The sequence below is a fragment of the Prevotella ihumii genome (genome assembly GCF_900155655.1).
Classification (GTDB): Bacteria; Bacteroidota; Bacteroidia; order Bacteroidales; family Bacteroidaceae; genus Prevotella; species Prevotella ihumii.
Map to the genome: position 1 here is coordinate 1,211,053 of NZ_LT706987.1, position 23,936 is coordinate 1,234,988.

Genomic DNA, 23,936 nt, shown 5'->3' on the forward strand with positions numbered 1-23,936 from the left:
ATTTCAAAGAAAATGCAAGCAATAATTTTAGCAGCAGGAATGGGTCGCCGTCTTGGCGAAATGACAAAAGAAAATACAAAATGTATGCTTTCTATTAATGGTAAACGTTTAATAGACAGAACATTGGAACAATTAGCAAATAATGGCATACAAAAAGTTATCATTGTTATTGGCTATGGTGCAAATAATCTTATCGAACATATTGGAAACCGATATGAAAAGTTTTTTGATATAGAATTTATAAACAATCCGATATTTGATAAAACAAACAACATCTATTCGCTTGCACTTGCAAAAGAAAAGATGATTGAAGACGATACCATTCTTCTTGAATCTGATTTAATATACGAAGAAAGTGTCTTGCAAATGGCTATTGAAAGCCCCTACCCTAACCTCGCATTGGTTTCTAAATGGGAATCATGGATGGACGGAACAGTTGTACAAATTGATGACCAATATAATATTATTAATTTCATCAATAAAAAGGCGTTCAGCTACAGAGACGCAGAAACTTATTACAAAACGGTCAATATCTACAAATTCAGCAAAGAATTTGCAAAACAAAAGTATATTCCTTTCTTAAATGCTTATTGTGAGGCACAAGGAAATAATGAATATTACGAACAAGTATTGCGTGTAATAGCATTTCTCAACTCTCAAGATGTAAAGGCATTACCTATTGGTAAAAAGAAATGGTACGAAATTGATGATATTCAAGATAAGGATATTGCAGAAACAATTTTTGCCAACAATGATGACGAACAACTTGCAAAAATGAATAAACGCTATGGTGGTTATTGGCGTTTTCCTCAATTATTAGATTACTGTTACCTGGTAAATCCTTACTTTCCACCTAAACGAATGCTGGAAGAAATGCGTGCCAACTTCGATATTCTTCTCACAGAATATCCTTCAGGAATGGGCGTAAACTCATTGTTGGCTAGCAAATATTTTGGCATAAACCAAGAAAACATTGTTGTCGGCAATGGTGCAGCCGAGCTAATTAAAAGTTTGTTAGAACATACAGAAGGAAAAATCGGAGTAGTATTCCCAACCTTTGAAGAATATCCTAATCGTTATCGAAAAGAAGACATTATAAGCTATGTCCCTACCAATAAGGATTTTGCTTACAATGCAGCCGAGCTTAAAGCTTTTTTTGCAAACAAGCCTATCAAAACGCTATTGCTCATCAATCCTGATAACCCATCAGGTAATTTTATCCCCAAAAGCGAGGTTTTAGAACTTGCTTTGTGGACAGCAGAACGAGGCATAAGATTTATTGTAGACGAATCGTTTGTTGATTTCTCCGATGACTTCCGCAACAATTCACTTCTTGATAACGCGACACTCAGCACATATAAGCATCTTTTTGTTATGAAAAGTATTTCAAAATCGTATGGTGTTCCAGGTTTGCGCTTAGGCATTTTGGCAAGTTCTGATACTCAAACCATCGATTACATAAAGAAAGATGTAAGTATATGGAATATCAATTCATTTGCTGAATTTTATATGCAAATCTTTAACAAATACAGCAGTGCCTATGATACTGCCTGCGAATGCTTCATTGCAGAACGAACTCGCTTTGCAAAACGATTGGGAGAAATAAATTGGCTTCGAGTAATTCCTTCGCAAGCCAACTATTTCCTCTGTGAAGTTAAAACGCCTCATACATCAGCCGAAATAACGAAACGACTTTTAAAAGAGCATTCTATACTTATCAAAGATTGTAATAGCAAGCAATCGTTAGAAAACAAAAATTTTATACGAATAGCGATTAGAAACGAAATAGATAACGAACAGCTTATTAAAGCTTTTAAACAGCTGTGAAATCTTAATAAATGTAAAAATACTTAAATTCGTATTTTTAGTAACTTTACAGACACATTTAAATAAAATAAGAAATGAAAATTCACATACTAATTAGTCTTTTAGCCTTTACTTTGAGTACCACATACGGCTTAATTTTTATCCCTCGCATCTTAAGATATTGCAAGGATAGAAAACTATACGATATACCTAATCAACGAAAAGTACATAAAAATCCCATTCCACGATTGGGTGGCATATCATTTTTGCCGAGTATGCTGATTGCTACGATTATAGCTTTATTGGCTTGGTCGTATACCAACGATGGAAAGAAAATAGAAATTAGCCCTTGGACTATCTATTTTGCTTTGGGATTGTTTATCATTTACGCCATAGGACTGATAGATGATGTTTTTGGAGTAAGTGCGAAAAAGAAGTTTTTAGTACAGATTTTTGTTTCATCGCTCCCTCCTATCGCTTGGCTTTATATCAATAATTTTTATGGTTTTCTGGGCATTGAGCAAGTTTCATTTTGGGTTGGTGCACCGCTAACGGTGTTTATTTTGGTTTTCATCATGAACGCTATCAATCTTATTGATGGCATTGATGGCTTATCAGCAGGACTTTCGCTCATTGCTCTCGTCGGTTTCTTCTATTGTTTTTTTAGTGAAGGCATTTGGATTTATAGCATTTTAATTGCTGGACTCATTGGTGTGCTTATTCCATTCCTTTATTATAATGTGTTTGGAGATGCAGAAAAAGGTCAAAAAATCTTTATGGGCGACTCTGGATCGTTAACCATCGGATATATACTTGGGGTATTATTAGTAAAATTTTGTATGGTAAACCCACATATTGCAGCATATCGCAAAGAATCTATTTTTCTCTCAATAACATTGTTAATCGTTCCTATATTTGATGTTTGCCGTGTTATCATTGTAAGACTTATACATAAGCAAGGCATTTTCAGACCTGACAAAAACCACATTCACCACAAGCTGATGCGTACAGGTATAAGCCAACATCAAGCCTTAATCTCCATATTGGCATTGGCTATGTTCTTTATAGGGTTTAATATGCTGTGTCTAAACATCTTAGACACCACCTTAACTATTCTAACAGACATCTGCATATATTCTATATTCAACATTTTTATTCTTAACTATTTCATAAGAAAAAATAAACAGGAACCATTTGTATAAACGATAAAGAGTAGTGCATACAAAGGGCTAAAAACCACACAAAATCATCAAAAAATAAGACTTCCCCATACTATTAGGTATTATTAAGAATTTCAAAATATATAATGTGGGGCTATTCCATATAATTTTCGTATTTTTGCACTTCAAAAGAAATTAGTGAAAACTTGATGAAACAAAATAATTCTATACAAATGTTTGCCGATTACGAGGGCGATTTACCCGAGATTGAAGTAAAAATTGATGGCGAAATACCTATATTTATAACTCGCAATCTTGTTATGTTTCCTGACATACTGATGCCCGTTTTGGTTGGCAGAAAGGCTACCTTGGCATTGGTAAAACATTTAGAGCAACATCCAGGGACGGTCTTTGCGGTAATGAGCCAAAAAGATGCAAACGTAGACGAGCCACAAGAAAAAGACTTGTATCACACAGGTATTTATGCACGTATGATGCGTGCCTTTGATATGCCTGGCACAGGCGAGAATAGAACCGCTATTTTGCAGGGTCTGGGTCGTTGCAAATTAGAGAAAATTACAAGCGAAACTCCATATATGATGGGGTTGACGCAGGCATTGCCTGATGAGGTGGCCGACAAGAACGATACTGAATTTATAACAGCTGTGAACGATATGAAGTTGACAGCAAAAGAATATATTCAAGGCAGCGACGAAATACCAGACGACTCGCAGTTTGCACTTGACAATATCAACAACCCCACTGTTTCGGTAAACTATATTTGTGGAAATATGCCTTTCAGCGTGGCTGACAAGATGCACCTCTTGGAAGAAGAATCGTTGAAAGACCGCTTGTTCAGATTGATGAAAATCTTGAACAGAGAGATACAATTCCAGCACCTTCGCCAAAATATCCGCTCTAAAACACGTGAGGACTTGGACGAGCAACAACGCGAATACTTCCTCCATCAGCAAATAAAAAATATACAAGAGGAGTTGGGTGATGGTGAATCAACACCCGAAAAGAAGGAGCTGAGCGAAAAAGCAGCCAATAAAAAATGGAGCGAAGAAACGGCTAAGATTTTCCAAAAAGAGTTGGACAAGCTAAAGACGCTCAACCCACAAAGTCCTGACTACAGCGTACAGGTGAACTATCTCCAAACGATGGTGAACCTGCCTTGGAACGAATACACCGAGGACGACTTGGATTTGAAGCGCGCCCAAAAGGTGCTCGATCGGGACCACTATGGTATGGAAAAGGTGAAGGAGCGCATTTTGGAATATATGGCAGTTTTAAAGCTGAAAGGCAGTATGAAGTCGCCTATTATTTGCCTGTATGGTCCTCCGGGTGTGGGCAAAACAAGTTTGGGTAAGAGTATTGCCGAATCAATGAAACGTAAGTATGTGCGTATGTCGTTGGGCGGATTGCACGACGAGTCTGAAATCCGCGGACATCGCCGCACCTACATCGGGGCTATGCCCGGACGCATCATTAAGAACATTCAGAAAGCAGGTTCGTCAAACCCTGTGTTTATCTTGGACGAAATTGACAAGGTGGCACAGAACACTGTACAAGGCGACCCATCATCGGCCTTACTTGAAGTACTCGATCCCGAACAGAACAATGCGTTCCACGACAACTATTTAGACTTGGATTACGACCTATCTAAGGTATTGTTTATCGCAACTGCAAACGACCTGAATACTATTCCTCGTCCTCTACTCGACCGTATGGAACTTATCGAAGTGTCGGGATATATCACCGAGGAGAAGATAGAAATAGCAAAGCGTCACCTCTTCCCTAAAGAGTTGGCTAACACAGGTCTTGACCTTTCTAACCCAAAGTTAAAGTTTACCAAGCCTGCATTGGAAGCCGTGATAGAAAACTATACACGCGAAAGCGGTGTGCGCCAATTAGAAAAGCAAATCAACAAGTCGTTGCGCAAGTTGGCGTTCAAACAAGCCATAGACGAGGGTCTACCTTACGAAAAGATTACACCTGTAGAATTGGAAGGACTTTTGGGAAAACCGCCTTTCTATCGTGACATTTATCAAGGCAACGACTATGCTGGTGTAGTTACAGGTTTGGCGTGGACAAGCGTAGGCGGTGAAATATTGTTCATCGAAGCTTCACTATCAAAGGGTAAATCTGGCAAACTCACACTAACAGGAAACTTGGGTGATGTGATGAAAGAGTCTGCCATCATTGCATTAGAATATGTGAAAGCACATATTGACAAACTGAAGGTGGATTATCGAATTTTCGACAATTGGAATTTACACATTCACGTACCCGAAGGAGCAACACCAAAGGACGGTCCGTCGGCAGGTATCACCATTGCAACAAGTATTGCATCGGCACTTACACAACGCAAGGTGCGTAAGAACACAGCAATGACGGGCGAGATAACACTGCGTGGAAAGGTGCTGCCTGTGGGAGGTATCAAAGAAAAGATATTGGCTGCAAAACGTGCAGGCATTACCGACATCGTGATGTGCAAAGAAAACCGCAAAGACATTGACGAGATACCAGAAAAGTATCGCAAAGGATTGGAATTCCACTATGTGGAGAACATTCAACAGGTGTGGGACTTTGCACTTACAGATGAGAAAGTAGAGAACGCAATAGATTTTACTATCGAAGAAGAAAACAATAAAAAGGATTAAGGATGACATTTGAACTTCAATGTACTGACCCTGCAAGTGATGCACGAACAGGTATTATTACAACCGATCACGGTCAGATAAAGACCCCTATATTTATGCCCGTAGGAACTGCAGGCACTGTAAAAGGGGTTCATTTCGCAGAACTTGTCAATCAGGTAAAGGCGCAAATCATTCTTGGTAATACGTATCACCTCTATCTCCGCCCAGGATTGGATGTACTGAAAAGTGCTGGTGGACTACACAAGTTTAATGGTTGGAACAGACCTATCTTGACAGACTCTGGTGGTTTTCAAGTGTTTTCTCTAACAGGTATTCGCAAACTCAAGGAAGAAGGTTGCGAATTTAGAAGTCATATTGATGGTTCTAAGCACATCTTTACGCCTGAAAACGTAATGGACACGGAGCGCATAATCGGTGCTGATATTATTATGGCATTCGACGAATGTCCCCCCGGTGATAGCGAATACGCCTATGCAAAACGTAGTTTGGGATTGACCCAACGTTGGTTAGACCGCTGTTTCAAACGCTTCAACGAGACCGAACCACTTTATGGCTATAACCAAAGTCTTTTCCCTATCGTTCAGGGTTGCACTTACAAGGATTTAAGACAGGAAGCAGCTAAATTTGTAGCAGACAAAGGGGCTGACGGAAATGCTATTGGTGGGCTTGCAGTGGGTGAGCCTACCGAAGTGATGTACGAAATGATTGAGGTGGTGAACGATATTCTTCCCAAAGACAAGCCACGCTACTTGATGGGGGTAGGAACGCCACAAAACATTCTTGAAGGTATAGAACGTGGGGTGGATATGTTCGATTGTGTTATGCCCACACGCAATGGTCGCAATGCTATGCTTTTCACCTATGAGGGTACAATGAATATGCGCAATAAGAAGTGGGAGAAAGATTTCTCGCCTGTTGACGCAGAGGGTTGCGAAATAGATGTGATTACTTCTAAAGCATATCTTCATCATTTGTTTAAGGCAAATGAATTGTTGGCATTACAAATAGCAAGTATCCACAATATAGCTTTCTATTTGCGTCTCGTTACAGATGCACGTGAGCATATTGAGAAAGGCGATTTCACGCAATGGAAGGCTTCTATCATCGAACAGTTAGGACGACGAATATAACCTGTGCGCACAAGAATGGGCAAACTACAAATATATAAACAGGCAGTGAAAGAGAAACTTCAGCGACTCAAGTTGCAGAAGTTTCTCGCTGTGCTTGTTCGTATATTTACTTGGGTTAGGCTAAATATTGGCGTCTTACACCCTAAACGTGCCGTCGGAACACTCGATTGGTACATTATCAAAAAGTTTATTGGAACTTACGTATTTTCAATTGTACTGATTATTTCTATCGCAATTGTATTCGACTTCAATGAGAATTTATCGAAACTAACACAATATCACGCTCCTTGGCACGCTATTGTGTTCGATTATTATCTCAATTTTGTTCCGTATTACTCCAACCTCTTCTCGCCACTCTTCGTTTTTATTGCCGTAATCTTCTTCACTTCAAAACTTGCAGGCAATTCCGAAATCATTTCAATGTTGGCAGCTGGAGTCTCTTTCAAGCGATTAATGCGCCCTTATATGGTGTCGTGTGTGCTTATTGCTGGCATAACTTACTATCTCAACAGCTTTGTAATACCTCACGGAACGGTTGATTTACAGAACTTTAAGTCGTTGTATCTCAACTCAAAGAAGAATACATCGGCAGAGAATGTTCAGTTGCATGTGGGCAAAGACACAGTGGCTTATATCCAGCATTATGATGACCAATTCAAAAGAGGTTATGGCTTCTCGTTGGATAGATTTGAGAACAAGAAATTGATAGACCACCTAACGGCAACAGAGGCACAGTATGACACCATTTCAGAGTCGAAATACCATTGGAAATTAAGCAATTGGAAGATTAGAAAACTGAAGGGATTGAAAGAGCATATTACCTCTGGGACAGAATTAGACACGGTGATAATGATGGAGCCAACCGACCTTGTGTACTCGAAAGGACAACAAGAAACGTTCACCTCGCCAGAGTTGCGTGATTATATTTCAAAACAAACAAGCCGAGGGTCGGGCAACGTGGTGCAATATGAGGTGGAATACCATAAGCGAATAGCAATGTCGTTCTCCTCATTTATCCTTACACTCATTGGATTATCACTCTCGTCACGCAAGCGAAAAGGAGGTATGGGGCTGTACCTTGGTATCGGACTGGCTTTAAGTTTTGGGTATATCCTCTTGCAAACGGTTTCTGCCACCTTTGCAATCAATGCCAATACCCCACCAATGTTAGCAGCGTGGATTCCTAACATTGTTTTTGCGGTCATAGCATACTTCTGTTATCGACAAGCACCTAATTAAATAATAAAAGTAAAACGAATAAAACAAACTTTCCCCTTTGGAAGAAAAGGGAGAAACAGATATAAATATGGAATTTGAAAGTTTAGATTTAAACGATGATGTATTGGATGCGCTCTATGATATGCGCTTTGAACAATGCACACCCGTTCAAGAAAATTGTATACCAGAGATATTAAAAGGCAACGACGTATTAGGCGTTGCACAAACAGGAACTGGAAAAACTGCTGCTTACCTTTTGCCAGTACTCTCTAAATTGGCTGATGGGGGTTATCCCGAAGATGCCATCAATTGTCTTATTATGTCGCCTACAAGAGAGTTAGCACAACAGATAGACCAAGCCATTCAGGGCTTTTCATACTACCTTAACAATGTTTCGTGTGTCGCTGTATATGGCGGTAATGATGGAAATCGTTACGACCAAGAAATAAAGAGTCTTTCGTTAGGGGCAGACTTGGTAATTGCTACCCCTGGTAGATTTATCTCGCACATCTCATTGGGCAATGTTGACCTCTCAAAGGTGAGCTTCTTCATTCTTGACGAGGCAGACCGTATGCTTGATATGGGATTTGCCGAAGATATAATGACCATTGTTAAGAAACTTCCTGCTTCGTGTCAGAAGATTATGTTCTCGGCAACAATGCCTTCAAAGATAGAACAATTGGCAAAGACCTTGCTACATAATCCTGCTGTTATCAAGTTGGCTGTAAGCAAACCTGCAGAGAAGATAAAGCAATTGGCGTACGTTTGTCACGAAACGCAGAAGTTAGGCATTATCAAAGATATTTTCAAAGCAGGAAATTTGCAACGTGTTATCATCTTCTCAGGCTCAAAGCAGAAGGTAAAACAGATAGCTATGTCGCTCAATCAGAAGCAAATTAATTGCGGACAGATGCACTCTGACCTTGATCAGGCAGGTCGTGACGAAATGATGTTTAAGTTTAAGAGCGGTCAGATAGATGTTCTTGTAGCAACAGACATTATCTCTCGTGGCATTGACATTGACGATATAACAATGGTAATCAATTATGATGTGCCTCACGATGCAGAAGATTACGTTCATCGCATTGGTCGTACAGCACGTGCCGATCGTGATGGTTCAGCCATTACCTTTGTAAACGAAGATGATATGTACTACTTCCAGCAGATAGAGAAGTTCTTAGACAAGGAAGTAGAGAAAGCTCCGCTACCCGAAGGATTGGGCGAAGTACCCGAATACGTGAGCAGTGAGCGCAACAGAAGAAGTAAGAATGCCAAAGCACGTCGTCGTAACGACCGTGACCAACAAAGCCATAAAGATAAAAAGGTACGCAACAGACGACAAACTAAACGTATAGAAAATACGGAAAGAGGACGCAAAGACACTCAAAATACAGAAAACATAGCTCCGAAAAATAAGGAAAACAACTCGAAAAACAAAGAGAAAAACGTTAAGAATAAGGAGAATAACAATCAGAAGAAAGAGAATAGTGTTGTCAAAAATAAGGAACAACACGCTAACAACAAACGTAATAATAAAGAGCAGAGCAAAGAAAGAACACAAAATAACGATAAAAAACACGATAATCCTCAAACTGCAAAGAAAGAAAAAGGTAATCGTGACGAGAAAGTGCTCGAACCATCAAAAAAGAACAACGCAGCTAAACAGCCAAATAGTATAAAGGCTGAAGCTCAACAGCAAAGTAATAATAAACAACCAGCTCAACCTAAAAAGAAGAAAAAGAAAAACAAAAAGAAGGTATTCGTACCGAAAGATTTAGGTAGAAGCACAAAATATGACATCAGAGAAGAACTCCCAACAAAGAAGAACAACGAAAATGGCTTAGAAAAGATTATCAAGAAACCATTAAAATGGTTAGGTAAAATGTTCGGGAAATAAATGCTTCAATACAATAAACGGAGTTTTTCAACACATAAAGGGAGGTTCTCAATGCGATAAACGAAACTTCAATGCAATAAAGAACCGCTATCGAAGATTAAATTATATCTTTGATAGCGGTTTTTAATTGGGCTTTCAAATTACCAACTTAGGAATAAGATAAATTATTTTTATCTTTATTGCGTCAATAATATTTGTCTACCAACTATGACAATATTATTCTTCAATGGCTATTTTCTTTACTCTGCGCTCGTGACGACCGCCTTCAAATGTTGCTTTAAAGAAAGCATCCATTATCTTTTCAGCTGTCTTATTGTCAACAAATCTACCTGGCATAACAAGAACGTTGGCATCATTGTGCTGACGCATAAGTTCTGCAACATCTCTGTTCCATGCCAAACCCGCTCTCACGCCTTGATGCTTGTTAAGAGTCATTATCATACCTTCACCGCTTCCGCAAATAGCGATAGCAGGGTAAACTTCCTCTTTACAGATAGCATCAGCCAATGGATGTGCATAGTCTGGGTAATCACAACTCAAATCGCTATTACAACCAAAATCTTTATAAGGGAGCTTGTGCTCTTCAAGATACTGAATAACAAACTGCTTTAATGGGAAACCAGCGTGATCGCAGGCTACTCCGACTGTTTTAATGTCCATAAGCGTTAATGTATTATGAACCAGCGAATTTTATAGGGTTCGCTGGCTCTGGTTAAACTTTATGCTAAAAATGCTTTTACTTGTTCATATACGTTCTGTGCTGTGAAGCCAAGCTTCTCATCAAGAACTGTGTAAGGTGCAGAGAAGCCGAAGCTATTAAGACCAAACACCTTGCCGTTAGCACCCACAAGACCTTCGAGGGTTACAGGCAAACCAGCTGTCATACCGAAAATCTTAGCACCCTTAGGCAATACACTTTCTTGATACTCAGCTGACTGACGACGGAAAAGACCTTCAGATGGGCAGCTTACAATACGCATCTTCACACCATCTTTTTCAAGAAGTTCAGCACCTGCAAGAAGTGTTGATACTTCTGAACCACTTGCAAGAAGAATTACATCATAATCCTTTGCGGTCTCTTTAACAACGTATGCACCCTTACGAGTATCTGCATAGTTGTTTCCTTCAGGAAGATTTTTAATATTTTGACGAGAAAGTATCAATGCTGTAGGCGTATCAACATTCTCCATAGCCATCTGCCAACAAATGGTTGTTTCCTCTACATCAGCAGGACGGAATACACGTACAGCGTCTTTGCTTGCGTGGTTTTGCAACTTCTCCATCAAACGGATTTGTGCTTCCTGCTCTACAGGTTCGTGTGTAGGACCATCTTCGCCTACACGGAAAGCGTCATGACTCCAAATAAACTTCACAGGAACTTGCATCAATGCAGCAAGACGCACAGCAGGTTTCATATAATCTGAGAAGACAAAGAATGTTCCCATTGCTGTTACAACACCTCCGTGAAGCATCATTCCGATACACATACAAGCCATTGTTAGCTCGCTAACACCTGCTTGGAAGAAAGCGCCACTGAAATCGTTACGCACGATACTCTTAGTTTTCTTCAAGAAACCATCGGTCTTATCCGAGTTAGAGAGGTCGGCAGAAGAGCAAATCATATTAGGTACTTGCTCTGCAAGAAGGCTCAAACAAGTGGCACTTGCTGCACGCGTAGCCGCATCAGCTTTCTGTGTGATGCCTGTCCAATCAATCTTTGGAGCTTTTCCGCTAAACCATTCTTCCATTTGTTTAGCTTTCTCAGGGTTTTCTTTTGCCCACTTTTCTTCTTCAGCGTGACGCTTTGCAACAATTGTCTCAAGCTCTTTAATGCGCTTAGCATACATTTCTTCAACTTCAGGGAAGATGACAAAAGGATTTTCTACATCACCACCGAGGTTGTTTATTGTATTCTTATAAGCATCGCCACCGAGTGGTGCGCCGTGTGTACGTATATCGTGTTCGTAGCTACTGCCATCGTTTTGCAACGCACCCTTACCCATTACGGTATTACCAATAATAAGTGTAGGACGTTCTTTCTCTGCGAGAGCAGCATCAAGAGCCTTACGTATGTCATCTACATCGTTACCATTGCAAGAGAGTACGTTCCACCCCCAAGCTTTATATTTTGCAGCAGTATCTTCGCTCATCACAACTCCACACTCTGTTGAAAGCTGAATATCGTTAGAGTCGTAGAACATAATGAGGTTGTTCAATCCCAAGTTGCCAGCAATACGACCAACACCTTGTGAAATCTCTTCTTGAATACCACCATCTGATATATATGCATAAATCTTGTGCTGCATTACCTCCTTACCTAAACGAGCTTCGAGGAATTTCTCTGCTACAGCAGCACCTGCAGCAAATGTATGACCTTGTCCCAACGGGCCAGATGTGTTTTCGATGCCACGTTCTACGTCACGTTCAGGGTGTCCTGGTGTAGGCGAACCCCACTGACGGAAGCTTTTCAACTCGTCAATAGTAAACTTGCCACAAAGTGCAAGTGCAGAGTAAAGCATAGGGGACATATGTCCTGGGTCTAAGAAGAACCTGTCGCGTCCAGCCCAAGTAGGTTGAGCAGGATCGAATACTAAATATTCAGAAAAGAGGACATTGATAAAATCAGCACCACCCATTGCGCCACCAGGGTGTCCAGACTTAGCTTTCTCTACCATAGATGCAGCTAAAATTCTGATATTGTCCGCTGCGCGGTTCATTGCTTTGTTGTCGTTCATATAAAATATATTAGATATTGATTTTTATTATAATTGCAAATATAATGAATAAATGGGACAATGCAAAATTATTATTACCTTTTTTAAGCCGTCACATTGAATTTTCTTGCTTTTTTTAGATAATTATTCGATAAATACCTATATTATGTTCGAATATCATCATATTATTGTATATTTCTCTTCGTTTTTGATAAAAAAATATAATAATTAGGCAATTCAGCATACCTGCCGAATTGCCTCACTATTTTAGTCTATCTTAATATCTTTATTCACATTCTTGCTGCCTATCATAGCATAAAAGCACATATAGGCTACACCTGCAAGTGGTACTATATAAGAGGTGAGATAACCAAACTTATCTGCCAAGACACTTTGGAAGAATGGTATAAGACCGCCACCAACAACCATCATCATAAAGATGCCCGAAGCTGCAGCTGTATATTTTCCTAATCCTTCGGTTGCAAGATTGAAAATACAAGGCCACATCACACTGGTACACAAACCGCACAAAACAAGCAGCAATGCACACACAGGAACTGTAACCATATTGAACGCTGAACCTGTAAATACAGGCATTGAAACCACAGTATCTTTACCCAAGATAATGGCAGAGGTAATAAGCAGCATTGCAACTGTTGTAGTGCAAAGCATCAAGGTTTTGCTCGAAATTTTATCAGCAACAAAGCCTGCAACGAAACGCCCAACGAGCATTAAGAACCAATAGGTAGCAGCCACCGAACCTGCAATAGCAGTAGCAGTAGCAACAGGCAATCCACCGCCAACATCTGTTATATCAGAGAGATAATAAATCAATGTACTTGGAATACCTACCTCAACACCTACATATATAAAGATAGCAACTACACCTAAAACAAAGTGACGGAAAGCCCAAGGAGAACGCTCGAATACAAGGTTTGCACCAGTTTTGCTGCTTCCGGGGTCGGAAATAGGAATAAAGCTAAGGACAACGAACGCCACAGCAAACACTGCCATAGCAAGATAGAGTACAGGATTGACATCGAGAATAGATGTGTTTCGTGTAACCTGTCCGATTAACGCTCCCACAAATAAAGGCGTCAATGTACCAGCCAATGAGTTTAACGTGCCACCAATCATATTCAACTGGTTGCCACGATTTCCACCACCACCAATAAGATTAAGCATTGGGTTAACAACTGTATTCAGCATACAAACACAAAAGCCCGAAACAAAAGCGCCAATGAGATAAATGATGAAGCCCGTAACACGTGCATCAACAAAAAAACCAGAACAAAACTGCGTAAATACACCTACAAAACCTACACCGATACCAATAAGTGCTGTGCGCTTATAGCCCACTCGGCTTAACATCTTTCCAGCAGGAATACCCATAAAAAGGTAGGCTAAGAAGTTCATCGCATTACCCAACATACCTACAGCATTGGCATTATCGCCCTCAAACGCATTTTTCCATATCACACCGATTGGCGCAGCAAGGTTTGTCACAAATGAAATCATTGCATAGAGAAACATCATCGTCATTATTGCAATGAAATTTCCGTTTTGTTTAGTACTACTCATTATTACATTTCTTTATAAAATAAACTTCTTATTCCGTGAATTATTGATTAGAAAGTTGAGAAACTTTGCTATTATCACTGAACACTCACATAATTATAAAGCAAAGTAAGCAAAAATAAATGAAAATAACAAACGAAAATCTTAAAATGATATTTAGATGCAAGTTAAAAAAAGTTTAACCCAAATCGGTCGTTAGACTTCTTCGAGATTTGCGAGCTTATTTTGAGCTATTTTTGGTTGTTTTTGAAGACGTTTAGCAAGCTAAACAACTGAAAAAACAAACGAAAGAGCCAAAATAAAGTGCAAAGACGAAGAAAAGCATAACATCTAAATGCTTTAAAAAGCCTTTGCGGGCTAACGAGCGATTTGGGTTTAAGAAGTATATCATAAAAAGAGAAACAGAACAAAAGTGAAACCACATTCCCCAAAAAAGAAGAAGAGGCTCTATATCACATAGAACCTCTTCGTCAGTGTTAATAACTCTCTAAATTGTTGTCTTAACACGGATGACTTTGCTTTTCCTTATCATCCTTACCTGTATATATATTGTGGTCAAAAATATCAACTAATAATTTATCTATGTCCACCAAATGGTGAATATTTCTTTGAACCACCGCCTTGATTAGCAGGGCGGAATGTGCGATTACTTCCTGATGGGGTAAACGATTTATTGGGTGCTGGACGTGTTGTGGAACCACCGAAAACTCTATCTCTGCTGAATGTACCACCCGTATTATTGCTACGGAAAGCATTAGCACCTCTACCTACCGTTGTACGTGTAGAACTGCGACGTGGAGCAAGATTTGCGCCACGGCTTTCGCCAAGTTCCCTACGCTGATTGCCAAACGAGCGCCGTTTACTATTGCTACGTGCAAAATCGTATCCGTTGCGATAATCGCCACGTTGAAACCCATCACGCATACCAAACTGACGACCATTATAAGCCGACTTATTGAACTTTCGATAGCTATACCAACTTCGTCCTCCATTCATTCGCCAACTATGCAAACCTCGATAAGCGGTATAGAAACTTGGAGTACCAAAATAGTAGTAGTCGCGACGAGGATAGCGTGAATAAATGCCAAAGTGCCAACTACCTGCATCCCACCATATAGGTTTATAGAAGTAGGTAGCTCTTACGTAAGAACGATACTGCCAATCAAAAAGAATATGGCCGAAGTCAATATTGCGATGTGTCCACAATTCTCCAGAGACATCATCAGCAGAATTAATACTCAATAAATAATCGAGATTAATTTCGTATGCAGCTTCGTATTGCTCTTCGGTCAAATTCAGCTCATAAGCCATTTTGTCGGTCAAGAACAAAGCTTGCGCCCGTGCTTGCTCAAAGCTCATCGATTTGGCTGATAATATCACCGTGAATAGCAATATAAGTGATAATATATATTTTTTCATTGTTAAACTCCCTTCATATTTAGTTGTGCGTGGCAAAGCCTATGTCTACGATGCAAAGGAACGAAGAATATAGCAGCAGACAAAAGGAAATCCCCTAACTTAAGGAGGAAATTCCCTATATCGCAACAAAATAGGATAATTTATGAAGACTTGAAAACATAAGAAATCCAAGAACAGAAAAAAAGAACAACATCATTAGAGGTATTAGTTACAAACAAAAACATTGTAAAAGATATATGTTTGACAAGGTAAAACATATATGTATTACAACACCAAAGTTGAACTTTGGGACTACCAAACATATATGTTTTGCATCATCAAACTTTATCTTAAGTTTTGGAAAAATAGAACAAAGAAGAATAGAACAATATTTTGTGGAATAAAAGAAGTAGAATAAAGTAAATAGAAGCGTGGCAAGATTACTCAAAAGAGAGCTTCTTGAGACGAGTTTCAAGCGCATCAGCAAGTGACTCACGAATAGCGAGAACTATTTCGCAAGTGTTATCAAAACTTTGCTCTACGATGCGTGGACTCATATCTTTAACTATCTTCATTACATCGTTCATCATCGGATAAGAAAAAGTGTAACGAACAATGCGCTCTACAAACTTCTCTTCTATTTCAGCGTGGGCTATACCGTCAGCAGCTGCCTCACGATAGGCAACAATAAGTCCGCTTGTTCCAAGATTTACGCCACCATAATAGCGGATTACGCAAATCAAAGTATCGGTAAGTTCGTTGCTAACAAGTTGACCAAGAATAGGCTTACCTGCTGTTGATGATGGTTCGCCATCATCGTTGGCACGAAACTCTTCGCCGTTAGCTCCTAAGCGATAGGCATAACAGCAATGGCGAGCATCATAATACTTCTTTTTATATTGTTTTACGATGGCTAACGCCTCATCAGAAGAGTCGATATGATGCACAAAGGCGAGGAATTTACTCCTCTTCTCGGAATAAAACCCCTCGCCTACTGTGTTTTTATGTACTGTTTTGTAGTTGTCTGACATTAAAATTAATTTGACTATAAATCAATATTAATTATGCCACAAACTTACGAAAGCTTGTGAATGATAAGACCTGAACGGAGTTTTGGCTCGAACCAGGTAGCCTTAGGAGGCATAATCTTACCACTGTCAGCAATGTCCATAATCTGCTGCATAGTAACTGGGTGAAGAGCCAAAGCCATCTTCATTTCGCCACTGTCAACACGCTTCTTGAGTTCTTCAAGACCACGGAGACCACCTACGAAGTCGATGCGGTCGCTTGAACGCAAGTCCTTGATTTCGAGAAGTTCATCAAGAATCAAACGGCTTGAAATATCAACATCGAGAACACCGATTGGGTCTGTGTTGTCGTATGTACCTTCCTTAGCTGTGAGTGCATACCATTCGCCTTCCAAGTAGAGTGAGAACTCGTGCAAAGCAGCTGGCTTATAGATTGCAGCACCCTTCTTTTCTACGATGAAGTTCTTACCCAATGCTTCGATGAATTGAGCTGGTGTCATACCATTCAAGTCCTTAACAACACGGTTGTAGTCGAGGATTGTCAATTCTGAAGCTTGGAAGCAAACTGCCATAAAATAGTTGTACTCCTCGTCACCCTTGTGATTTGGATTTGCTTTAGCCTTTTCGCCACCTACAAGACCAGCAGCTGCTGAACGGTGGTGACCATCTGCGATGTAGAGACTTGGCATTTTAGCAAACTCTTCTGTGATAGTCTTGATGTCCTTGTCGTCTGCAACTATCCAAAGCTGATGACGGAAACCATCGATAGGAGCGATGAAGTCGTATTCAGGAGCTGTAGCTGCATAACGAGTAGTGATTTCCTTCAAAGTAGCGTTGTCTGGGTAAGCGAAGAATACAGGCTCAATGTTAGCGTCGTTTACACGAACGTGCTTCATACGGTCTTCTTCCTTATCACGACGTGTAAGTTCGTGCTTCTTGATAACACCATCAACATAGTCCTGACAAGCAGCACCTACAACGATACCATACTGTGTCTTGCCGTTCATTGTCTGAGCGTAGATGTAGTATTGTTCCTTATCGTCTTGCTTCAACCAACCTTTGTCTTGGAACATCTTGAAGTTCTCAGCAGCCTTTTCGTAAACACGTGGGTCGTATTCACTTGTGCCTTCTGGGAAGTCGATTTCAGGCTTAATAATATGATAAAGACTCTTTTCGTTGCCCTTAGCTTCTTCACGAGCTTCTTCAGAGTTCAACACGTCATAAGGACGGCTTTCTACTTGTTCTACGAATTCCTTTGGAGGACGTACGCCTTTGAATGGTTTTACTATTGCCATAATTTATTGTAAAATAAAGAAAGGCAGACCATTAGGGCTTGTGCCTTGAGAGCATAATTCCTAATAATCTGCCTTATGATTTATATTTAATTATTTGTTAACTTGGAATTTGGTATCACCAGTTGCAAAGAAAGCATTGATTTGCTTAGCAGCTGCAATACCTGCATTGATGTTAGCTTCAGCTGTCTGAGCACCCATCTTCTTAGGTGTAGCGAAGTAACGACCTTCGAACTTAGCAAACTCTGCATCAGCGTCTGGCTTAATGTCAGAGATGTACTTAATATCTTCACGCTCTGCCATCAACTTAAGGAGTTCTTCCTCATTGATAACTTCCTTACGAGCAGTGTTGATAACGATACCACCCTTCTTCATCTTGTTTACAAGAGCGTAGTTGATGCTGTTCTTTGTTTCAGCAGTTGCAGGAATGTGGAGCGATACGATGTCGCAAGTCTCGAACAAAGCGTCCTGATTGTCAACAGCTGTAACACCTGCAGCTTCGATAGCTTCCTTTGGACAGAATGCATCGTAAGCATAAACGTCCATACCGAAGCCCTTAGCAATGCGAGCTACGTTGCGGCCAACGTTACCGAATGCGAGGATACCAAGCTTCTTGCCCATCAATTCAGAACCACTCTTGCCATTGTAGAAGTTACGAACGGCATAAACGAGCATACCCAAAACGAGCTCTGCTACTGCGTTAGAGTTTTGACCTGGAGTGTTTTCAGCAACTACATTGTGAGCTGTTGCAGCAGCACAGTCGATGTTATCGAAACCTGCACCTGCACGTACAACTATCTTCAAGTTCTTAGCTGCTTCAAAAACTTCTGCAGTTGCCTTGTCTGAACGAATGATAAGAGCGTCAGCATCCTTAACAGCGTCCAACAACTGTGCAGTTTCTGTATATTTTTCGAGAAGAGCGAGTTCGTGACCTGCACCTTCTACTTCTTTTCTGATACCTTCAACAGCTGCTGCTGCGAATGGCTTTTCTGTTGCGATTAATACCTTCATAGTAATAAATTTTTAAACGCAAATCACACGGATATAACCCCAAGGGAGTGCTATCCGTGTTATTTGCAATATTGTTTTTTAATTAGTGCTTAGCTTCAAATTCCTTCATTGTCTTAGCAAGTTCTTGGCAGCCTTCAACTGTCATAGCGTTGTAGCAGCTTGCACGGAAACCACCAACATCGCGGTGTCCCTTGATACCAACCATACCACGCTCTGTAGCGAACTTGAAGAACTCATCCTGAAGATCAGCGTACTCATCATTGAGAACAAAGCAGATGTTCATATATGAACGATCTTCTTCACACTTCACTGTACCACGGAACAACTTGTTGCGATCGATTTCACCGTAAACAATTTCAGCACGTTGCTTAGCAAGCTTCTCCATAGCTTCAACACCACCTTGAGCCTTAACCCAACGGAGGTTTTCCATAGCTGTGTAGATTGGCACTACAGGAGGAGTGTTGAACATAGAGCCCTTCTTCACGTGTGTGCGGTAATCCATCATTGTTGGGAGGTGACGCTCAACACGACCGAGAACTTCGTCCTTAACGATAACGAATGTTACACCAGCCATAGAGAGGTTCTTCTGTGCACCACCATAAATACAGTCGTACTTAGCAACATCTACTGGACGGCTGAAAATATCAGAAGACATATCACCAATCATACGTACAGGTACGTCCAAATCCTTGTGCAACTCTGTTCCGTAAATGGTATTGTTGGTTGTTACGTGCAAGTAATCCAAGTCTGTTGGAACTTCGAAGTTCTTAGGAATATAGCAGAAGTTGTCGTCTGCAGAAGTAGCAACTTCTACAACTTCACCAAATGCCTTAGCTTCCTTCATTGCCTTTGTAGCCCAAACACCTGTATTCAAGTAACCAGCCTTCTTTACCAAGAAGTTCATTGCAACACGGCAGAACTCGAGCGATGCACCACCACCCAAGAAAAGAACTGAATAGCCTTCAGGAACGTTCAATACTTCCTTAACCAAAGCCATAGCTTCATCTATAACTGGTTGGAAGTCCTTAGATCTATGGCTAATTTCAGCAATAGAAAGACCGATACCGTTAAAGTCTAAGATAGCACTTGCTGTTTTCTCGATTACTTCGCGTGGAAGTATACATGGACCAGCGCCAAAATTGTACTTCTTCATGATGTCATTTAATTTTTTAAAGTTGAACTTATGTATTATTGTTATTAAATTTCAAAAGGTGTGTAACCACTTAGTACACGATGCGAAATTAGCCATTTTATTTGGATTGAGCAAATATTTAAACATCTTTTTCAAAATAGTAATACCTACCGCAAAATAGCAAATATTTAGCGAAGTTTTAAAATAATCACCATTCTAACATAAATATCATCTTACTTCCTCAAACACGGTGCTAATTCCTTTTATTTTCTCTCCTTTAGTTACTTTCAATATGTAAGAAATTTTGTTTCGTGCCACAGCTACGTATGTAAAACGTGGCATCACATCTATCTTTCCTATCTCTGCTTGTTGCAAACCTGCTTTTTTACACAAAAAGCCTACTATATCGCCTTTCGACAGCTTATCTTTCTTGCCTTTTCCGATATATAGCGTAGCCATACGAGGTTGTACTACAGCTGGCAATTGTTCGGGTATTTGATAGTTGTCAACAGTTTCTTTTACGTATTCAGGGATATGTTCTTCTGGCCCTAATACGAAGTATGATTTTCCTTCCTTATCCCAACGTGCTGTGCGCCCTACCCTATGCACGTATTCGTCTTCGTTTTCGGGCAAATGATAATGCACAATGTTATCAATATCAGGAATATCTAAGCCGCGTGCACCCAAGTTTGTACTTACCAAAATATTGGCAGAACCATTTGAAAAACGATACAATGCAGCTTCGCGTTCCTTTTGTTCTAAGCCTCCGTGGAACATTGATAGCGTAAAGCCTTTACTTTTAAGATATTCAGCTGTACGTACAACAGATTCACGATAGTTCAAAAACACTATACTACTTGTATTCCCAATAGAAAGCAAAAGCTCAGAAAGCGTACTCAACTTATCCTTCTCGGGACTACGCACTTCATATAAATGAATTCTATCGGGTACTTGTTCTTCGTCTGAACGATAATCCACCTTTATGGTTCTACCCATATTGATGAATTTAGGAATAGAATCAGACTCTGTAGCCGACAATAGCACACGTCTTTCAACATTAGGCAAACTATTGGCCAACTTTTCCATTTCGGCTTGAAAGCCCATTTCCAAGCACTTGTCAAACTCATCTATTATCAACCATTTTACGGTATTTGCAAGAATATTTCCCTTATCAAGATGATCATTTAATCGCCCTGGTGTGGCAAAAACTATTTGTGGACGCACATCTCTTAGTGTTCTATGCTCGTCCATTGTTGGTCGACCACCATAAAGAGCCATTGCCCGAAGCCCGCATTTTAGGTCTTTTACGACATTAGCAGACTGTTGTGCCAACTCTCGCCCTGGAACGATTACAACGGCCTGCACCTCATCTGCCTCCACATTCAACAATTGAATAAGCGGTATCAAGTACGCATACGTCTTTCCTGAGCCTGTTGGAGACAATACAACAACATCTTTATTCGAACGCAAAACAGCTTCAGATGTAGCTTCTTGCATTGCATTGAGTTCTATCCCCAACCGTGTAAGTATATCATTTATTTCCATTTCGTATTCTATCTATTTCATCAAATTCTTTTCCCATATTCAAATTTAAGTAGATGGTATATAGCGGTGCCAACCACTTATCTTTGTTTTGGGGCGTCAATTCTTTGTACCGTTCAAGATAAGGCATTGCCTTCTCGTATAGCTTATGTATCTTAGCTATCTTTGCACGTGTTTGTTGCACCTTAGCCAATTCGATAGCTTGATCAAAGTAAGATATACCTATATTATAATAAGCCTCTGCAAAATTGGGCTTTTCTTTCAATATATCCTCACAAATCTTAATACTCTCGTCGTAACGTCCAAGATTTAATAAAGCTGTGCTCTTTGTAAAACGGAACATAATGCTTGTAGAATCGGCCTTTAAAGCTCTTTCCACTGTTTCCAATGCTTCCTCGTATCTTCCGTTTTTTGCATAATATTCTACCAATCGAGGGAAAAAGAAAGCAAAGTTAGGATACTCCTCAAACCCTTCTTTCAATGCGCTTATATATCTCGCTGTATCTTTGTTGATGAGGTAAGCTGTGGCTTCGTACTGTTTTACAAAGTGGTGCATAGACGTATCACGTTCGGCCAATTCAGCATACTTCATTATCTTTTTAGGTTCGTTCAGTTTATACCCAACATACATAGCCCAATAAGCAGCGTGTGGCATCAATGGGTCGTTCTTTTCATAATCGAATCCTTCAAACAAAGACGCCTTATCGCTAAGAATAAAACTATCGAAATATTCAAATGCTTTAGCATAATCTTTCTTCACCAAAAAGTAGTTTCCTCCATTAAATAAATTAGGACGAATAGCATTCAAATATTGGGCGTAACGCTCACGATACTTTGGCTTAATAGGTGTAGAAGTATAGAGTTTAGCATCAATAGAATCAAATCGCTCCATTGTTTCAAACATTCTCTTTGTTAGCGAAAAGAATGATGCAGTATCATACTTTTGCTTCAAATAAAGCTTTTCATTACCTTGCTCATATTGTTTCATCATCGCATCGCAAAGTACCACCCAAGCTTTCATATTGTATTGATGCGTTGTGTCACTCAGCAATTCACGCATCGATTTCTCTGCCTTTGGTAAATCTTTACCTGCTTTAACCAAGTCTCGCGCTGCTGAGATTTGCTTTTTCTGTGCCCACCCTAACAGAGCGAAAGCACACATTAGATATAATATAATGTAACGTTTCAATCTAATTCTTAAATTTATTGATTAGTAATTCTAATTCCTTTGCTTTTATTGTATCGCCCAACACTATATAATCCATATAAAGCGGTGTTACCCAGTCCACCTTATTGCGTCTTGGGTCTTTAGCTTTCACACGCTCCAAGTAGTTACGTGCATCGGCAAAGATAGTCATAAATTCGTTATCAGATGCCATTTCGCTTTTTTGTTTTCGTGCAAAGACATCATTGCGCACCAAGATACCTTTCATATTCATGCACACACCTATATTATATGCCACAGGAATACTGCTTGCATCAATCGCCTCAGCCACCTTATAAGCTTCTATGGCTTCGTCCCATCTTCCTGCTTGCGATGCAATTTCGCCTTTCAATATCCAAGGAACTATCGAATTTGTGTTATTTACCAACTGATAGTCCACAAAGTTTTCAAGATTAAACTTATGCGATGGATTTTGATAAAATTTCATAATCCACGAGAAGTATTTCTCATTCGCGGGTTGTGTTTCATACAATTTTGAAACAACAGCTATATACTTCAACGAGTCGTCAGCAGTAGTCATCTGTTCACGCATACACTCCGCTTTCACCTCCGCAGCTTGTTGTGAAGTTTCTTCATACTGCATAGCCAAGTCGGCATAGCGGTCGGCATTCTCAAAATTTCTTATTTTTAAATAGTTAAAAGCCAAATAGTAGGCTGCAATACCGCTTTCATCACTAATCTCCGATACCAATTTATGATTGCGTATTGTAAGATATAATTCTAATGCATCAAAACCCTCTTGCCGTGTATAGCTACTTTTTGTTAAAAACAAACCTGCATCTATCAACATTGGATAAAGTGTGTGGAGACGCAAAAAATTTTCTTCCTCAAACCTAACTTTTACTTTACCTTTACGATTAGGCATTCGGTCGTATTCGTCACATTTAATCGACCAATTTACCCCATTCACAACTGCACGGTAAATGGTGAGCGAATCCCTATTCGTATTTAAGCGTACTTTATTAAAAGCCGCCTCGGCTTGATGATTTAATTTATCTGCGTTCTGCGCATTATCCTGTGCCTGAATAGCAATAATGTGAAATAGAAAAACTATAAACCCTAAAAAAAACTTCCTCATTAGCAATTCTGCTTAGATAAAAATCCCCCTCTTTGACGGAAATTTAGCCAAAGAGGGGTAA

At 39.9% G+C, this 23,936-nt stretch carries 17 protein-coding genes; 6 read left to right on the forward strand and 11 right to left on the reverse strand.

Translation table 11 applies throughout. The features are described from left to right. The first annotated feature begins 12 nt into the window (after nt 1-12). From CZ367_RS05710 to CZ367_RS05735, 6 genes are all read left to right on the forward strand, one after another. Entirely contained in the window at nt 13-1,827 is a 1,815-nt protein-coding gene (locus CZ367_RS05710; RefSeq protein ID WP_077195992.1) for an aminotransferase class I/II-fold pyridoxal phosphate-dependent enzyme, read from the forward strand. 74 nt (nt 1,828-1,901) lie between these two features. Beyond that, entirely contained in the window at nt 1,902-3,008 is a 1,107-nt protein-coding gene (locus CZ367_RS05715; RefSeq protein ID WP_077195993.1) for an MraY family glycosyltransferase, read from the forward strand. Nucleotides 3,009-3,175: 167 nt separating this feature from the next. Next, nucleotides 3,176-5,632, forward strand: a complete 2,457-nt coding sequence (lon, locus tag CZ367_RS05720; protein ID WP_077195994.1) for an endopeptidase La — start codon at nt 3,176-3,178, stop codon at nt 5,630-5,632. Nucleotides 5,633-5,634: 2 nt separating this feature from the next. Beyond that, nucleotides 5,635-6,762 (forward strand): tRNA guanosine(34) transglycosylase Tgt, encoded by a 1,128-nt coding sequence (tgt, locus tag CZ367_RS05725; protein ID WP_077195995.1) that lies wholly within the window; start codon nt 5,635-5,637, stop codon nt 6,760-6,762. A gap of 15 nt (nt 6,763-6,777) precedes the next feature. Continuing rightward, nucleotides 6,778-8,001 carry an LptF/LptG family permease gene (locus CZ367_RS05730; RefSeq protein ID WP_077195996.1) on the forward strand — a complete coding sequence of 408 codons (1,224 nt, stop codon included), beginning with the start codon at nt 6,778-6,780 and terminating at the stop codon, nt 7,999-8,001. A 67-nt stretch (nt 8,002-8,068) separates the two neighbouring features. Beyond that, the gene (locus tag CZ367_RS05735; RefSeq protein ID WP_077195997.1) at nt 8,069-9,877 is read left to right on the forward strand and encodes a DEAD/DEAH box helicase; all 1,809 of its coding nucleotides are present in this window, start codon (nt 8,069-8,071) and stop codon (nt 9,875-9,877) included. A 216-nt stretch (nt 9,878-10,093) separates the two neighbouring features. Here CZ367_RS05735 and CZ367_RS05740 read toward each other — a convergent pair whose 3' ends face one another. The 11 genes from CZ367_RS05740 to CZ367_RS05790 form a co-directional block, all read right to left on the reverse strand. Further along, on the reverse strand, nt 10,094-10,537 hold the full coding sequence (locus CZ367_RS05740) for an RpiB/LacA/LacB family sugar-phosphate isomerase (protein WP_077195998.1): 444 nt from the start codon (nt 10,535-10,537) through the stop codon (nt 10,094-10,096). 59 nt (nt 10,538-10,596) lie between these two features. Continuing rightward, nucleotides 10,597-12,612, reverse strand: a complete 2,016-nt coding sequence (locus tag CZ367_RS05745) for a transketolase family protein (RefSeq protein WP_077195999.1) — start codon at nt 12,610-12,612, stop codon at nt 10,597-10,599. A gap of 246 nt (nt 12,613-12,858) precedes the next feature. After that, on the reverse strand, nt 12,859-14,172 hold the full coding sequence (locus CZ367_RS05750) for an MFS transporter (RefSeq protein WP_077196000.1): 1,314 nt from the start codon (nt 14,170-14,172) through the stop codon (nt 12,859-12,861). Nucleotides 14,173-14,745: 573 nt separating this feature from the next. Then, on the reverse strand, nt 14,746-15,588 hold the full coding sequence (locus CZ367_RS05755; protein ID WP_077196001.1) for a hypothetical protein: 843 nt from the start codon (nt 15,586-15,588) through the stop codon (nt 14,746-14,748). A 419-nt stretch (nt 15,589-16,007) separates the two neighbouring features. Next, the gene (locus CZ367_RS05760) at nt 16,008-16,598 is read right to left on the reverse strand and encodes an IMPACT family protein (RefSeq protein ID WP_077196002.1); all 591 of its coding nucleotides are present in this window, start codon (nt 16,596-16,598) and stop codon (nt 16,008-16,010) included. Between the two features lie 44 nt (nt 16,599-16,642). Further along, nucleotides 16,643-17,890, reverse strand: coding sequence for a DUF1015 domain-containing protein (locus CZ367_RS05765; protein ID WP_077196003.1), 1,248 nt, complete (start codon nt 17,888-17,890; stop codon nt 16,643-16,645). A gap of 90 nt (nt 17,891-17,980) precedes the next feature. After that, complete coding sequence (locus CZ367_RS05770; RefSeq protein WP_077196004.1) at nt 17,981-18,898, reverse strand: NAD(P)-dependent oxidoreductase; 918 nt, start codon at nt 18,896-18,898, stop codon at nt 17,981-17,983. A gap of 82 nt (nt 18,899-18,980) precedes the next feature. Further along, nucleotides 18,981-20,051 (reverse strand): 3-phosphoserine/phosphohydroxythreonine transaminase, encoded by a 1,071-nt coding sequence (gene serC, locus CZ367_RS05775; RefSeq protein ID WP_077196005.1) that lies wholly within the window; start codon nt 20,049-20,051, stop codon nt 18,981-18,983. Between the two features lie 207 nt (nt 20,052-20,258). Next, a complete protein-coding gene (locus CZ367_RS05780) occupies nt 20,259-21,575 on the reverse strand; it encodes a DEAD/DEAH box helicase (protein WP_077196006.1) in 1,317 nt (438 codons plus the stop codon). After that, nucleotides 21,562-22,767 carry a tetratricopeptide repeat protein gene (locus tag CZ367_RS05785; RefSeq protein WP_394334157.1) on the reverse strand — a complete coding sequence of 402 codons (1,206 nt, stop codon included), beginning with the start codon at nt 22,765-22,767 and terminating at the stop codon, nt 21,562-21,564. The genes CZ367_RS05780 and CZ367_RS05785 overlap by 14 nt, the downstream gene beginning before the upstream one ends. Beyond that, nucleotides 22,763-23,875, reverse strand: a complete 1,113-nt coding sequence (locus CZ367_RS05790) for a tetratricopeptide repeat protein (RefSeq protein WP_077196008.1) — start codon at nt 23,873-23,875, stop codon at nt 22,763-22,765. Before CZ367_RS05790 ends, CZ367_RS05785 begins: the two co-directional genes overlap by 5 nt. Nucleotides 23,876-23,936 lie beyond the last annotated feature (61 nt).

Bases quoted from the DNA above. Each gene is read 5' to 3' on its own strand.
- CZ367_RS05730 (WP_077195996.1), top strand. From the start codon at position 6,778: ATGGGCAAACTACAAATATATAAACAGGCAGTGAAAGAGAAACTTCAG.
- lon (WP_077195994.1), top strand. From the start codon at position 3,176: ATGAAACAAAATAATTCTATACAAATGTTTGCCGATTACGAGGGCGAT.
- CZ367_RS05710 (WP_077195992.1), top strand. From the start codon at position 13: ATGCAAGCAATAATTTTAGCAGCAGGAATGGGTCGCCGTCTTGGCGAA.
- CZ367_RS05750 (WP_077196000.1), bottom strand. From the start codon at position 14,172: ATGAGTAGTACTAAACAAAACGGAAATTTCATTGCAATAATGACGATG.
- CZ367_RS05770 (WP_077196004.1), bottom strand. From the start codon at position 18,898: ATGAAGGTATTAATCGCAACAGAAAAGCCATTCGCAGCAGCAGCTGTT.
- CZ367_RS05755 (WP_077196001.1), bottom strand. From the start codon at position 15,588: ATGAAAAAATATATATTATCACTTATATTGCTATTCACGGTGATATTA.
- CZ367_RS05760 (WP_077196002.1), bottom strand. From the start codon at position 16,598: ATGTCAGACAACTACAAAACAGTACATAAAAACACAGTAGGCGAGGGG.
- CZ367_RS05780 (WP_077196006.1), bottom strand. From the start codon at position 21,575: ATGGAAATAAATGATATACTTACACGGTTGGGGATAGAACTCAATGCA.
- CZ367_RS05735 (WP_077195997.1), top strand. From the start codon at position 8,069: ATGGAATTTGAAAGTTTAGATTTAAACGATGATGTATTGGATGCGCTC.
- serC (WP_077196005.1), bottom strand. From the start codon at position 20,051: ATGAAGAAGTACAATTTTGGCGCTGGTCCATGTATACTTCCACGCGAA.
- CZ367_RS05765 (WP_077196003.1), bottom strand. From the start codon at position 17,890: ATGGCAATAGTAAAACCATTCAAAGGCGTACGTCCTCCAAAGGAATTC.
- CZ367_RS05745 (WP_077195999.1), bottom strand. From the start codon at position 12,612: ATGAACGACAACAAAGCAATGAACCGCGCAGCGGACAATATCAGAATT.
- tgt (WP_077195995.1), top strand. From the start codon at position 5,635: ATGACATTTGAACTTCAATGTACTGACCCTGCAAGTGATGCACGAACA.
- CZ367_RS05790 (WP_077196008.1), bottom strand. From the start codon at position 23,875: ATGAGGAAGTTTTTTTTAGGGTTTATAGTTTTTCTATTTCACATTATT.
- CZ367_RS05715 (WP_077195993.1), top strand. From the start codon at position 1,902: ATGAAAATTCACATACTAATTAGTCTTTTAGCCTTTACTTTGAGTACC.
- CZ367_RS05740 (WP_077195998.1), bottom strand. From the start codon at position 10,537: ATGGACATTAAAACAGTCGGAGTAGCCTGCGATCACGCTGGTTTCCCA.